This is a genomic window from Paraburkholderia sp. UCT2 (assembly GCF_014397665.1).
GTDB classification, from domain to species: domain Bacteria; phylum Pseudomonadota; class Gammaproteobacteria; order Burkholderiales; family Burkholderiaceae; genus Paraburkholderia; species Paraburkholderia tuberum.
This window is the reverse complement of the sequence record NZ_VZQO01000019.1, coordinates 75,582-88,189: the sequence shown is the minus strand read 5'-3', so window position 1 is coordinate 88,189 and position 12,608 is coordinate 75,582. Positions and strand designations below refer to the sequence as shown.

The 12,608-nt window shown below is 63.8% G+C and carries 10 protein-coding genes and 1 pseudogene; 5 read left to right on the top strand and 6 right to left on the bottom strand.

Features of this window, described 5'->3' with window-relative positions:
• Nucleotides 1–18 precede the first annotated feature (18 nt).
• Both F6X39_RS17800 and F6X39_RS17795 read right to left on the bottom strand, forming a co-directional pair.
• Nucleotides 19–900 (bottom strand): polyprenyl synthetase family protein, encoded by an 882-nt coding sequence (locus F6X39_RS17800; protein WP_184072176.1) that lies wholly within the window; start codon nt 898–900, stop codon nt 19–21.
• Nucleotides 897–1,205 (bottom strand): exodeoxyribonuclease VII small subunit, encoded by a 309-nt coding sequence (locus F6X39_RS17795; protein WP_090808406.1) that lies wholly within the window; start codon nt 1,203–1,205, stop codon nt 897–899. The genes F6X39_RS17800 and F6X39_RS17795 overlap by 4 nt, the downstream gene beginning before the upstream one ends.
• Nucleotides 1,206–1,525: 320 nt before the next feature.
• On the opposite strand from F6X39_RS17795, the gene F6X39_RS17790 reads away from it, so the two are divergent.
• Together F6X39_RS17790 and F6X39_RS17785 are read left to right on the top strand one after the other, a co-directional pair.
• Complete coding sequence (locus F6X39_RS17790; protein ID WP_187617565.1) at nt 1,526–2,632, top strand: aromatic ring-hydroxylating oxygenase subunit alpha; 1,107 nt, start codon at nt 1,526–1,528, stop codon at nt 2,630–2,632.
• A 149-nt stretch (nt 2,633–2,781) separates the two neighbouring features.
• Nucleotides 2,782–3,651 carry a sulfurtransferase gene (locus tag F6X39_RS17785; RefSeq protein WP_187617564.1) on the top strand — a complete coding sequence of 290 codons (870 nt, stop codon included), beginning with the start codon at nt 2,782–2,784 and terminating at the stop codon, nt 3,649–3,651.
• Between the two features lie 50 nt (nt 3,652–3,701).
• On the opposite strand, the gene F6X39_RS17780 is transcribed toward F6X39_RS17785, so the two are convergent.
• From F6X39_RS17780 to polA, 3 genes are all read right to left on the bottom strand, one after another.
• Nucleotides 3,702–4,574 carry a dienelactone hydrolase family protein gene (locus F6X39_RS17780; protein WP_184057465.1) on the bottom strand — a complete coding sequence of 291 codons (873 nt, stop codon included), beginning with the start codon at nt 4,572–4,574 and terminating at the stop codon, nt 3,702–3,704.
• Nucleotides 4,575–4,664: 90 nt separating this feature from the next.
• Nucleotides 4,665–6,020 carry an NAD(P)/FAD-dependent oxidoreductase gene (locus F6X39_RS17775; protein WP_187617563.1) on the bottom strand — a complete coding sequence of 452 codons (1,356 nt, stop codon included), beginning with the start codon at nt 6,018–6,020 and terminating at the stop codon, nt 4,665–4,667.
• A 157-nt stretch (nt 6,021–6,177) separates the two neighbouring features.
• Entirely contained in the window at nt 6,178–8,919 is a 2,742-nt protein-coding gene (polA, locus tag F6X39_RS17770) for a DNA polymerase I (RefSeq protein ID WP_187617562.1), read from the bottom strand.
• Between the two features lies 1 nt (nt 8,920).
• Here polA and F6X39_RS17765 point away from each other — a divergent pair, with 1 nt between their 5' ends.
• Together F6X39_RS17765 and F6X39_RS17760 are read left to right on the top strand one after the other, a co-directional pair.
• A complete protein-coding gene (locus F6X39_RS17765) occupies nt 8,921–9,664 on the top strand; it encodes a TIGR00730 family Rossman fold protein (RefSeq protein ID WP_035471771.1) in 744 nt (247 codons plus the stop codon).
• A gap of 401 nt (nt 9,665–10,065) precedes the next feature.
• Nucleotides 10,066–10,212, top strand: a pseudogene (locus F6X39_RS17760) (chromate transporter); the annotation flags it as partial.
• Nucleotides 10,213–10,352: 140 nt separating this feature from the next.
• Here the strand turns inward: F6X39_RS17760 and F6X39_RS17755 are convergent.
• Nucleotides 10,353–11,879: an AMP nucleosidase gene (locus F6X39_RS17755; protein ID WP_409259241.1), complete on the bottom strand. Its 1,527-nt coding sequence runs from the start codon at nt 11,877–11,879 to the stop codon at nt 10,353–10,355.
• Between the two features lie 191 nt (nt 11,880–12,070).
• Between F6X39_RS17755 and F6X39_RS17750 the strand changes: the two genes are divergently transcribed.
• The gene (locus F6X39_RS17750) at nt 12,071–12,466 is read left to right on the top strand and encodes a hypothetical protein (protein ID WP_184036200.1); all 396 of its coding nucleotides are present in this window, start codon (nt 12,071–12,073) and stop codon (nt 12,464–12,466) included.
• Nucleotides 12,467–12,608 lie beyond the last annotated feature (142 nt).

Below are 12,608 nucleotides of genomic sequence, written 5' to 3'. Positions count from 1 at the left end.
GGCGGCGGGCTTTCGCGTTCAGCTGACCCGGTTCACCACCAGGTCGGCCAGTTCGGCAAGACGCTGCGCGCGCGCGCCGAACGGCGCGAGCGCGGCGTGCGCGTCGCCGCGCAGTTGCGCCGCGAGCGCGCGCGACGCGTCGAGCCCAATAATCGACACGTAGGTCGGCTTGCCGTCCTTCGCGTCCTTGCCGGCGGTCTTGCCGAGCGTTGCGGAGTCGGTCGTGACGTCGAGAATGTCGTCGACGACCTGAAACGCGAGACCGACCGCGGCGGCGTAGGCGTCGAGCGACGCCAGACCCTGCGCGTCCGGCGTCTCGCCGGCCAATGCGCCCATGCGCACGGCCGCGCGCAGCAGCGCGCCGGTCTTCATGCGATGCATGGTCTCGAGCTGCGGGCGGGTCAGCGTGTGGCCGACGCTCGCCAGATCGATGGCCTGGCCGCCGCACATGCCGATCGAGCCGCTTGCGAGCGCGAGTTCGCGTACGAGCGAGGCCTGCTGCGGCCGGCCGAGTACGTCGGACGTGAGCACGATGAATGCCTGCGACTGCAGCGCGTCGCCGACCAGCAGCGCGGTCGCTTCGTCATACTTGACATGGACCGTCGGCTTGCCGCGGCGCAGTTCGTCGTCGTCCATGCAGGGCATGTCGTCGTGCACGAGCGAGTACACGTGAATCATTTCCAGCGCCGCCGCCGCCGCATCGAGGCATTCGGCACGCGCGCCGGTCAGCTCGCCGGCCGCGTGGCACAGGAGCGGCCGCACCCGCTTGCCGCCGCCGAGCACCGCATAGCGCATCGCCTCGTGCAGCCTGGCGGGTTCGGTCGTCTCGGCCGGCAGATAGTGTTCCAGAGCCGTTTCGACGCGTTCGAGCACCGAGCGCGTCCATTGTTCGAATGTCATAGGTCGTCCCCGCTCTCAGTCGCGGCTGTTCCTGCGGTATTCATGGGCAGCGGCTTGAGGGTCTCGCCATCGAGGACCCGCACCTGCTGCTCGACCTTTTCGAGCTGCTGTTGACAGAATGCGACAAGTGCCGCCCCGCGACGGTAAGCGGCCAGCGATTCCTCGAGGCTCAGACTGCCGCCCTCCATGCGCGCGACGAGCTCTTCCAGTTCGGTCTGCGCGGCCTCGTAGTTCTCCGGCAGCGGCGCGCTATCGCCGCTTTCGGCTGGTGCGGCGGCGGAATCGTTCGATGCGGTCTTCGCCATGAATAGTCGCAAAATTAAAACAAGTCGGACATTCTACGGCAAAAGCGACATTTTCGATCCGCTCGGCGGCCTGCGCCCCGCCGTGCGGTCTCGCTTCGAGCCTGTCCGATGCCCACCCTTGCCCCGCTTCGACCCTGAAGTCTCGCAGAAAAAAAGCTCGAGGTCTGCGGCGAAAATGCCGAACTTTCTTGACATTTTTAACCCAAATCAGGGACTTAAGTGCCCCTGACACAGGGAAACGGGTATAATTGCGGGCTCCCTAAATCGAATCTTCGATGGTTGGGTTGTTCACTGCTTTCACGTCTTCATCGGGAGTGGGAATGTCCAATCTGAGCAATGCATTGCAGTTGCGGTCTGTTCACAGCCAGCTGCCAGTCACGGCTTACTTTGACGAAGCGCTTCTTACGCGCGAAATAGACACCCTTTTCAAGAAAGGTCCTCGCTACATCGGCCACGATCTCATGGTGCCCGAAGCGGGGGATTATTTTGCCTTGCCCAGCGAACGCGAGGGGCGGGTACTCGTCCGTAACCAGCAGTCGCAAGTCGAGTTGCTGTCGAACGTGTGCCGCCACCGGCAAGCCATCATGCTCAACGGCCGCGGCCAGACGCAGAACATCGTCTGTCCGCTGCATCGCTGGACGTACGACCTGAAGGGCGCGCTGCTCGGCGCGCCCCATTTCGCCGACAACCCTTGCCTGAATCTCGGCGCCACGCCGCTGCAGAACTGGCAGGGTCTGCTGTTCGAGGCCCAAGGTCGGGACGTCGCGAAAGATCTCGCACGCCTCGGCACCAAGCGTCATTTCGATTTCGCGGGCTTCATGTTCGATCACGTCGAAGTCCATGAGTGCAACTACAACTGGAAGACCTTCATCGAGGTCTATCTGGAGGACTATCACGTCGCACCGTTCCATCCGGGCCTCGGCAGCTTCGTCAATTGCGACGATCTGACGTGGGAGTTCGGCGACTGGTACAGCGTGCAGACGGTCGGCGTGCACAAGGCGCTCGAGCAACCGGGCAGTCCGACGTATCGCAAGTGGCACGACGAAGTGCTGCGCTTTCGCGACGGCAATCCGCCCGAGTTCGGCGCGATCTGGATGGTGTACTACCCGGGCATCATGATCGAGTGGTATCCGCACGTGCTGGTCGTGTCGTGGCTGATTCCGCGCGGTCCGCAGAAGACCACCAACGTGGTGGAGTTCTATTACCCCGAGGAAATCGCGCTGTTCGAGCGCGACTTCGTCGAAGCCGAGCGCGCCGCCTATATGGAGACAGCCCGCGAAGACGACGAGATCGCCGAGCGCATGGACGCCGGCCGCCTCGCGTTGATGGAGCGCGGCGAATCACAGGTCGGACCGTATCAGAGCCCGATGGAAGACGGTATGCAGCACTTCCACGAGTTTCTGCGGCGCGAACTCGGCACGATCTGATCCGCGCCGCGTGGCGCATCGATCGACTCAAGGAAAGACGGGCTTCGACCCGTCTTTTTTTGTTTAGACTACCGATATCGACCGGCCGTGCGCCAGCCGCGTGAACGACGCGGCCCGCAGCCGCCATCGCCCGTATCGAGGAGACGCTCATGCCCCACACTCATTACACTACCCTGATCTCCGCGACCAATCTTGCCGAGCGGCTCTCGGCCGCGCCGGGCAGCGTGTTCGTGATCGACTGCCGGTTCGACCTCGCCGATACCGACGCGGGCGAGAAAGCCTGGCTGGCCGGCCATCTGCCGGGCGCGCACTATCTGCATCTCGATCGCGATCTGTCCGGGCCGAAGAACGGCTCGAACGGCCGGCATCCGCTGCCCGATCGCGCGCGGCTCGTCGAAACGCTGGAGTCGCGGGGACTGAAGCAAGGTCAACAGGTCGTCGCATATGACGCACAAGGCGGCATGTACGCGGCGCGCGTCTGGTGGCTGTTGCGCTGGCTCGGTCACGACGCGGTCGCGCTGCTCGACGGCGGGCTGCAGGCATGGGAAGCGGCTGGCCAACCGCTGACGCAGGACGTGCCCGCGCAGAACACCGGCGACTTCAAGGCGGCCGCGCCGCTCGCCGTGACTATCGATACCCAGGCGGTCGAGCGCAACCTCGGTTCCAAGGAGCGAATTGTCGTCGATGCGCGCGCGGCCGATCGCTATCGCGGCGAAAACGAGACGCTCGACCGCGTCGGCGGCCATATCCCGGGCGCGCTGAACCGCTTCTTCAAGGACAACCTGACCCCCGACGGCCGCTTCAAGCCGGCGCACACACTGCGTGAGGAATTCCACGCGCTGCTCGGCGACACGCCGCCCGAACACGTGGTGCTGCAATGCGGCTCGGGCGTGACCGCCTGCATCAATTCGCTTGCGATGGAGGTTGCCGGCCTGCATGGTTCAGCGTTGTACGCGGGCTCCTGGAGCGAATGGAGTTCCGATCCGAAACGGCCGGTGGCGACGGGGGCGAAACCTTGAGCGCGAGCCGCCGCAAGTCGTAACCAGACGCGAGGAATTCGAGCAGCGCTTCAAGCCACGCCGTGCTGCTTGAACCACACGAGCGTACGACGCCAGCCATCCTCGGCATCGGCCTTCCTGTAGCTCGGACGGTAATCGGCGAAAAACGCGTGACCCGCGTCGTCATAAACGACGAACTGCGAGCCGCGTCCTGCTTGCGGCCCTTGCGCGATCGCCTGCTTCATCTGCTCGAGCGTGTCCTGCGGATTGCTTTGATCCTGGCGCCCGTACAGGCCGAGCACCGGCGCATGAAGGTCAGCGACGAGATCGATCGGATTGGCCGGCGTCATCGCATTCTTCGCGCCGGTCACGCGACCGTACCAGGCGACCCCCGCCTTCACGCGCGGATTGTGTTCGGCATAGAGCCACGAGATGCGCCCACCCCAGCAGAAGCCGTTCACGCCGAGCCGGTTCAGGTCGCCGCCGTTTTCGCCGGCCCACGCGACGGCTGCGTCGAGGTCGGCCAGCACCTGCTCGTCGGGTACCTTGCTGAGCAGTTGCTCGCTCAGTTGCTGGATGCTCGTGTAGACGGTCGGATCGCCCTCGCGCTCGAACAGGTTGGGCGCGATTGCCAGATAGCCCAGCTTCGCGAAGCGCCGGCAGACGTCCGCGATATGCTCGTGCACGCCGAAAGCCTCATGCACGACGAGGATCACCGGCAGATGCGTCTTGCCCTTCGGTTGCGCGCGGTAGGCCGGTATCAGCGTACCGAGCGAATGAAACGCCACCTCCCCTGCTTCGAGGCCGTCGCTGTCGGTATGAATGGTTTGCGCCGAGACTGGCAGCACCGCCGCCGCGAAACCGGTGCCCAGCGCCGCCTTGATGAAGGTGCGCCGATCGAAGGGAACGTGCGGGACCAGGCAGTCGACCTCAGGCTTCAGCATGTGGCGCTCCTCAAAGAATTGTTAGAGGCAACAGGATACGCCTTGCGCGCATCCCGTTGCACATTCAACTGAGGAGATCGTCCGCGCGCGTCAGTGCAGCTTGACACGCGGCAGCGTGGTACGGCGCAACCAATGCGCGAAGGTGTCGAGCACCATGCGCGGATAGCCGTGCAGCGCCGCGATATGCAGCCGGTACAGCGACATGTACATGAAGCGCGCGAACAGCCCTTCGATCAGCATATTACCGCCAATCACCCCGCCCATCAGATTGCCGACCGCGCTGAAGTGGCCGAGCGAGACCAGCGAGCCGAAGTCGCGATAGGTGAATTCCGGCAGCGGCTTGTTGTCGAGGCGTGCCGCCAGTGCCTTCAGCAGAAAGCTCGCCTGCTGATGCGCGGCCTGCGCGCGCGGCGGCACGTTGCGCTCGTTGCCGGGCCACTCGCAGGCCGCGCAGTCGCCGAGCGCGAAGATGTTGTCGTCGATCCCGGTTTGCAGCGTACGGCGCACGATCAGCTGGCCGAGCCGGTTGACCGGCAAGCCGTCGAGCTGACCGAGCACCGCCGGCGCCTTGATGCCCGCCGCCCACACGGTCAGATCGGCCCGCACGGTGTGACCGCTCGCGGTGCGGATGTAGCCAGGCGCGACCTCGGCCGCCGTCTCGCCGATCATCAGCTTCACGCCGAGCTTGGTCAGCAATTCAGCGGTGGCCGTGGAAACGCGCTCCTGCAACGCGGGCAGAATGCGCGGCCCCGCCTCGATCAGCACGATGCCGACGTCATGCCGCGGATCGAGCTTGTGCAAGCCATACGCGGACAACACCTGCGCGGTATTGCGCAACTCCGCCGACAACTCGACCCCCGTCGCGCCGCCGCCGACGATCGCCACCTGAATGCGCGGCTCGCTCGACGTCCACGTGCCGGGTCCCGGTCTCGACTCGACGGGTTCGTGCGCCTGATGCTCGGCGCGCACGCACGCCGCTATCAGGCGCTTGCGGAAACGCTCTGCCTCGCTAACCGTATCCAGTGCGAAGGAGAATTCGGCCGCTCCCTTGACGCCGAAGAAGGCCGTGGTACTGCCAATCGCGATGATCAGCGTGTCGTACTCGAGCTCGCGTTCGGGCAGCAGTTCAGCGCCGTCGTCGTCCAGCACGGTGCCGAGCGTAATGCGTCGGTTCGTGCGGTCGAGTGCGGTCAGGTCGCCTTGCTGGAATGCGAAGCCATGCCAGCGCGCCTGCGCCGCGTACGGGAGCTCCTGCGTGAACGGGTCCATGCTGCCCGCCGCCACCTCGTGCAGCAGCGGCTTCCAGATATGCGTCGGATAGCGGTCGACCAGCGTGACCTGGGCCTGCGCGCTGCGCCCCTTCTTGTCGGCCCGATAGCGATCGCCAAGACGCGTGGCCAGTTCCAATCCTCCCGCACCTCCGCCAACGACGATAAATCGATGCATTGCACTTCTCCGTGTAGCCGATGAATTATCTGTCGCGACGCTGCGCATGAATGCGCCGTCCTGAACCGATTGTCCTCGACCCGCCTGGGAAGTCACAAGTCGCCAAAACCCATGTGTGACATGCGCACGACGTTATCGTGCGCATGTCACGGGCATGTCAATGCGCTTCCTCCCAGTTCAGGCCCGCACCGACCTCGGCGACGAGCGGCACCTTCAGCGCGGCGACGCCGCACATCAGTTCTGGCAGGCGCTTGCGGACTTCGGATAACTCAGCGTCGGGCACTTCGAGAATCAGTTCGTCATGCACCTGCATGATCATCCGCGTGCCGATCTTCGAGTCTTCGATCCAGTTCTGCACGGCGATCATCGAAAGCTTGATCAGGTCAGCCGCGGTGCCCTGCATCGGCGCGTTGATCGCGGCACGCTCGGCGGCCTGGCGGCGCGGACCGTTGCCGCCGTTGATCTCGGGCAGCCACAGACGACGGCCGAACACCGTTTCGACGTAGCCCTTCGCCTTCGCGCTCAAACGCGTCTCGTCCATATAGCGCGCGACGCCGGGATAGCGCGCGAAGTAGCGGTCGATATAAATCTTCGCCGCATCGCGCGTGATGCCGAGGTTCGACGCGAGTCCGAACGCGCTCATGCCGTAGATGAGCCCAAAGTTGATGACCTTCGCGACGCGCCGCTGATCGCTCGACACTTCGAGCGGCGTCACGCTGAAGATTTCCGACGCGGTCGCGCGGTGAATGTCCTCGCCCTGCGAAAACGCGCGCAACAACGATTCGTCGCCCGAGATGTGGGCCATGATGCGCAATTCGATCTGCGAATAATCGGCGGAGACGAGCTTGTGCCCGAGCGGCGCGATGAACGCCTCGCGGATGCGCCGACCTTCGCCGGTACGCACCGGAATGTTCTGCAGGTTCGGATCGTTCGATGCGAGCCGCCCCGTCACCGCGACGGCCTGCGCGTAGTTCGTATGCACGCGGCCGGTGTGCGGATTGACCATGCGCGGCAGCTTGTCGGTATAGGTCGACTTCAGTTTCGACAGGCCGCGATGTTCGAGCAGAATCTTCGGCAGCGGATAGTCTTCGGCGAGCTTCTGCAACACCTCTTCGTCGGTGGAAGGCGCACCGCTCGGCGTCTTCTTGATGACCGGCAGTTCTAGCTTCTCGAAGAAAATCTGACCAATCTGCTTTGGCGAGCCGAGGTTGAATTCGCCGCCGGCCAGTTCGTACGCTTTGCCTTCGAGTTCGATCAGACGCGTGGCGATCTCACTGCTCTGCTGACGCAGCTTCTCCGCGTCGATCAGCACGCCGGTCCGCTCCATCTTGCGCAGTACGCGCGAAGTCGGCACTTCGATCTCGCGATACACGTGGTCGAGCGACTTCTCCGCGGCGATCTGCGGATACAAGGCCTGATGCAAACGCAGCGTGATGTCTGCGTCTTCGGCCGCATATTCGGCGGCTTTGTCGAGCGCGACTTCGTCGAAGCCGATCTGCTGCGCGCCCTTGCCCGCGACCTCTTCGTACTTGATCGTCTTCACGCCGAGATGACGCAGCGCGAGGCTGTCCATGTCGTGCGTGCGATGCGATTCGAGCACGTACGACTCGAGCAGCGTGTCATGCTCGACGCCGCGCATTTCGATGCCGTAATTCGCGAGCACCTGTTCGTCGTACTTCAGATGCTGGCCGACCTTCTTGTGGCCGGCGCTTTCGAGCCACGGCTTGAGCTTCGCGAGCACTTCGTCGCGCGGCAGTTGCACCGGCGCGTCGGGGCCGCGATGCGCGAGCGGCACATACGCGGCGCGGCCCGCTTCGACCGACAGCGACAAGCCGACGATCTGCGCGATCATCGGATCGAGCGACGTGGTCTCGGTATCGAACGAGGTCAGCTCGGCCGCATTGATCCTGTCGAGCCACGCGTCGAGCTGCTCCCATGTTTGCACGGTCTCGTAGTGGCGCTCGTGATCGACGGACAACGCGGGGGGCACGTCGGTTTCCGGACCTTCGACCGCATCGGCGATTTCGACTTCGCGCAGCCACGTCTTGAAGCCGTGGCGCGTGAACACCTCGCGCAACTCTTCGCGCGATTCGGGAAGGCTCGGCAAACTCTCCTCGATCGACACGATGTGCCCGGTCAGATCGCAATGACGCTCGACTGTGACGAGCTTGCGCGCCATCGGCAAAAAGCCCAGCGCGCGGCGCAGATTCTCGCCGACCGCGCCCTTGATCTCGCTCGCATGCCCGACGATGCCATCTAGCGACTCATATTGCGTCAGCCATTTGACCGCGGTTTTCGGACCGCACTTCTCGACGCCCGGCACGTTGTCGACGGTATCGCCGATCAGCGACAGATAATCGACGATGCGCTCCGGCGGCACACCGAACTTCGCGACCACGCCGTCGCGGTCGAGCGTTTCGTTGGTCATCGTATTGACGAGCGTCACGCGGTTCGACACGAGCTGCGCGAGGTCCTTGTCGCCGGTCGACACGACCACGTTCATGCCGAGCTTTTCCGCTTCGGTGCACAGCGTGCCGATCACGTCATCCGCTTCGACGCGATCGATCATCAGCAGCGGCCAGCCGAGCGCACGCACCGCGACGTGAATCGGCTCGATCTGACGGGCAAGATCTTCCGGCATCGACGGACGGTTCGCCTTGTATTCCGGATACCAGTCGTCGCGAAACGTTTTGCCCTTGGCGTCGAACACGCACGCGCTATACTCTGCTGTGACTTCCTTGCGCATGCGCCGCAGCATGTTGATCATCCCGTAGAGCGCACCCGTCGGGCCACCCTCGGGACCGCGCAGATCAGGCATCGCATGGTAGGCCCGGTACAGATAACTCGAACCGTCGACCAACAGCAGGGTCTTACCTTCAAGGCTTCGTTCTTCAGGCATTATGACTAAGAGAAAAGTGATTCCGAGTCTGCGATCGCTCGCAGATCAAGAGCGCGCAACGGCCAAGAAAGCCCGCGCATCGTGGCAGATGTTCACGATTATGGCAGAGTTTATCGAGGCGACCGAGTACCTGTCGGAGATTCGCCCGGCGGTCAGCATCTACGGTTCGGCGCGCCTGAAACCGAACTCGCCGTACTACAAACTCGCCACGCAGATCGCGCGCAAATTGTCGGATGCTGGCTTCGCGGTGATCTCCGGCGGCGGCCCCGGCATCATGGAAGCGGCCAACAAGGGCGCGCATGCGGGCAAGGCGCCTTCGGTCGGTCTGAACATCGAGTTGCCGCACGAGCAGTCGGGCAACCAGTGGCAGGACATCTCGCTGCGCTTCCGCCATTTCTTCACGCGCAAGGTCACGTTCGTGAAGAACTCGGACGCGGTGATCGTGATGCCCGGCGGCTTCGGCACGCTCGACGAACTGGCCGAAGTGCTCACGCTGATCCAGACCAAGAAGTCGCGCCATGTGCCGATCATTCTGGTCGGCGCCGAGTTCTGGGAAGGTCTGCTCGCGTGGTTCAAGAGCGCTCTGATTCCGATGGGTTTGATCAATCCGACCGACATCGATCTGATGCAGGTGATCGACAATCCGGACCAGGTGCTCGAAGCGGTGCTCAAGTTCTACGAAGACCGCGAGGAAGGCGAAGTTCATCCGGTCAAGTCGGAAGAAGACCGGATGTTCTACCTGTGATGGCAAGAGGCTGCGCGGCTCGCATTGCGCGTAGCACGATGCCCATCGTCGCGCACATGGCGGGCAGCCTTCGGGCTGCCCGCTTTCGTTTAGCGGGCCAGTTTGCGGCGCGCTGACTGTCAACCGGATTGGCGAACAAATCGTTTGCACGCTTGCCGTCCGGCGCTAACGTGCTCAGTTGGTACTCGAAGCTCGCAATATGAACGAACTCACCTCACCCGAAGCCGCGCTCGCGCCGACGTTGCGTGAGATCTTCAGCGGTTTTCTCGGCCCCGGTCTCATTTCATTCGGCGACGCGTTGCCGCTCGCGCCGCGCACTCGTCGATGCTGCGACTGCCGCTGCTGCCGACGATGCTCGTGCTCACGCCGCTCAGCATTTATCTTGCTGCAAGGAGCGCGCGATGAACGACACGCTCGTTTCCCTTGCGGCGATTTTTAGTCAGCTGGCGCTGCTCGCGTTCGGCGGCGGCAATACGATCCTTCCGGAGATGCAGCGGCCGGTGGTCGACGTGCATCATTGGATGCCGGCCAGGAGCTTGATCGGGTTGACCCGGTTTCGGGCAGGGTTGAGCCGGCGAGCGTCACCTCGACAACCAACGAAGCCGATTGGTTCCGACCTCGCTCGCGAGCCAATTTCAAAGCGGCACATCCAGCGTAAGCGGGCTGTTTATCAGTGCCTCGGTCTGAGTTACTGAAACGCGACTTCCGCGAAACTGCGCAGCTTGCGGCTATGCAATCGATGCAGCCCATTCATCCGCAGCAGTTCCATCGCCTTCACGCCGATCTGCAGATGCTGATCGACCTGCGCGCGATAGAACTGATCGGCCATGCCCGGCAGCTTCAGCTCGCCGTGCAGCGGCTTGTCCGACACGCACAGCAACGTGCCGTAAGGCACGCGGAAGCGGAAGCCGTTCGCGGCGATCGTCGCGCTTTCCATATCGAGCGCGATTGCACGGCTTTGCGACAGCCGCTGCACCGGCTCGCGATGATCGCGCAGCTCCCAGTTGCGATTGTCGACGCTCGCCACCGTGCCCGTGCGCATCACGCGCTTCAGCTCGACGCCGTCGAGCTGCGTGACCTGCGCGACCGCGCGCTCGAGCGCGACCTGCACTTCGGCGAGCGCCGGAATCGGCACCCACAGCGGCAGATCGGCATCGAGCACATGATCTTCGCGCACATAGCCGTGCGCGAGCACGTAGTCGCCGAGACGCTGCGTGTTGCGCAGTCCCGCGCAGTGGCCGAGCATGATCCACGCATGCGGACGCAGCACCGCGATGTGATCGGTGATGGTCTTCGCATTCGACGGCCCGACCCCAATGTTGATCATCGTGATGCCGCTGCCGTCCGCGCGTTTCAGGTGATAGGCCGGCATCTGCGGCAGACGTGGCGGCAGCGTGCCCTCCTGCGCCTGCTCGCCGAGATTCTCGTTGTAGGTGATGACGTCGCCGGGCTCGACGAACGACGTGTATTCGCTGCGATAGGCGCGCAATTCCTCGTCGTCGGTACGGGCCATCATGCCCCGGCCGAGCTTGACGAATTCGTCGATATAGAACTGGTAGTTGGTGTACAGCACGTAGTTCTGCACATGCGTCGGCGAGGTCGCCGTGTAGTGCTTCAGCCGATGCAGTGAAAAATCGACGCGCGCCGCCGTGAACAACGCGAGCGGATGCGGCTCGCCCGGCAGCGGCTCGTACGTGCCGTTGACGATGCGGTCGTCGAGCAGCGCGAGGTCCGGTATATCGAAGATGTCGCGCATCAGGAACAGGCGCTCGCGGTCCAGATCGCCTTCGAGGTGGATGCCCTCGGCGAACGCGAAATGAATCGGAATCGGCTGGTCCGACACGCCGACTTCGATCTGGACGTGATGATTCTTCGCCAGCAGCCGCAGTTGCTCGCGATAGTAGTTGCCGAACAGGTCTGGCCGCGTGACGGTCGTCTCGAACACGCCCGGCCCCGCGACGAAACCGTACGAGCGGCGTGAATCGACGTGCGTGTTGACCTCGGTACGCACGCGCACGAACGGATAACAGGCGCGCACGCGATGGTCGAACTGCTCGTTGCGGCGATAGCGCGCGAACGCATCGCGCAGGAACGATGTGTTCGCCTCGTAGATCGCGGCGAGGCGGGTGACGGCCTCGGCCGCGTCGTCGAAGCCTTCGGTTGGGAAGCTGTTGGCGGGAGTCTGCACCGTGCGCTGATTGATATCGTTGTTGATCATCATCGTTCACCCTTTTTGATGAGACGACATTACCACGGAACCCGCTGTTGCCAAATGTCGGCGGCGACGCTTGCAACAGCGCCCGCGAGAACGCGCGCAGGTTGCGCGAAAGCGGCGCAAAATAAGGCTTCGCGCCCGTGCGTCAGGCCGGATTTGCTAGAATCCGGGCACCCAATCGGAGAATCACCATGAAGCTGCTTCTTCCCATCGCTGTTGCGCTGGCTCTCGCCTTCGGCAACGCCGCGATGGCTGCCCAGCCCGTCGACGAACCGCCGGCCGCCGGCGTGCCCCAGTCCGCCAATGAACGGGCCGGTCTGCCGGACCTGGACAAGATCAATCGTCCGGGCGCAGAGGTCAGCTCGAAGGTCGACATCAACGTTCCGCGCACGCCGAGCTTTCACGAAGTCAGCCCGAACGGCACCGAAATCACCGAATTCCGCGACAAGGGCAAGCCGGTCGAAATCGACGTGCATTCGAATTTCGGCACCCGGTACCAGATGAGCGCGTCGCCCGACACGTCGCCCACCGTCCACGACAGCGGCAAGCCCAGTACGCGCTTGCCATCGGTGAATCTCCACTATTGATCGTTACGAAAGCGGCACGCCGGCAACGGCGGCCGCGGCGCGACCGCGCCCCCGCTCAACCCGATCGCGGCCGCTGCGCGATGAACCCGCGCTGAATGCGGCGACGCTTGCACTTCGCTGTTCCGCATTCGTCGCCCGCTCC

What these genes read in the sequence shown, in the direction of transcription:
- F6X39_RS17800 (WP_184072176.1), bottom strand. Translation starts at nt 900, where the DNA reads ATGACATTCGAACAATGGACGCGCTCGGTGCTCGAACGCGTCGAAACG.
- F6X39_RS17795 (WP_090808406.1), bottom strand. Translation starts at nt 1,205, where the DNA reads ATGGCGAAGACCGCATCGAACGATTCCGCCGCCGCACCAGCCGAAAGC.
- F6X39_RS17790 (WP_187617565.1), top strand. Translation starts at nt 1,526, where the DNA reads ATGTCCAATCTGAGCAATGCATTGCAGTTGCGGTCTGTTCACAGCCAG.
- F6X39_RS17785 (WP_187617564.1), top strand. Translation starts at nt 2,782, where the DNA reads ATGCCCCACACTCATTACACTACCCTGATCTCCGCGACCAATCTTGCC.
- F6X39_RS17780 (WP_184057465.1), bottom strand. Translation starts at nt 4,574, where the DNA reads ATGCTGAAGCCTGAGGTCGACTGCCTGGTCCCGCACGTTCCCTTCGAT.
- F6X39_RS17775 (WP_187617563.1), bottom strand. Translation starts at nt 6,020, where the DNA reads ATGCATCGATTTATCGTCGTTGGCGGAGGTGCGGGAGGATTGGAACTG.
- polA (WP_187617562.1), bottom strand. Translation starts at nt 8,919, where the DNA reads ATGCCTGAAGAACGAAGCCTTGAAGGTAAGACCCTGCTGTTGGTCGAC.
- F6X39_RS17765 (WP_035471771.1), top strand. Translation starts at nt 8,921, where the DNA reads ATGACTAAGAGAAAAGTGATTCCGAGTCTGCGATCGCTCGCAGATCAA.
- F6X39_RS17750 (WP_184036200.1), top strand. Translation starts at nt 12,071, where the DNA reads ATGAAGCTGCTTCTTCCCATCGCTGTTGCGCTGGCTCTCGCCTTCGGC.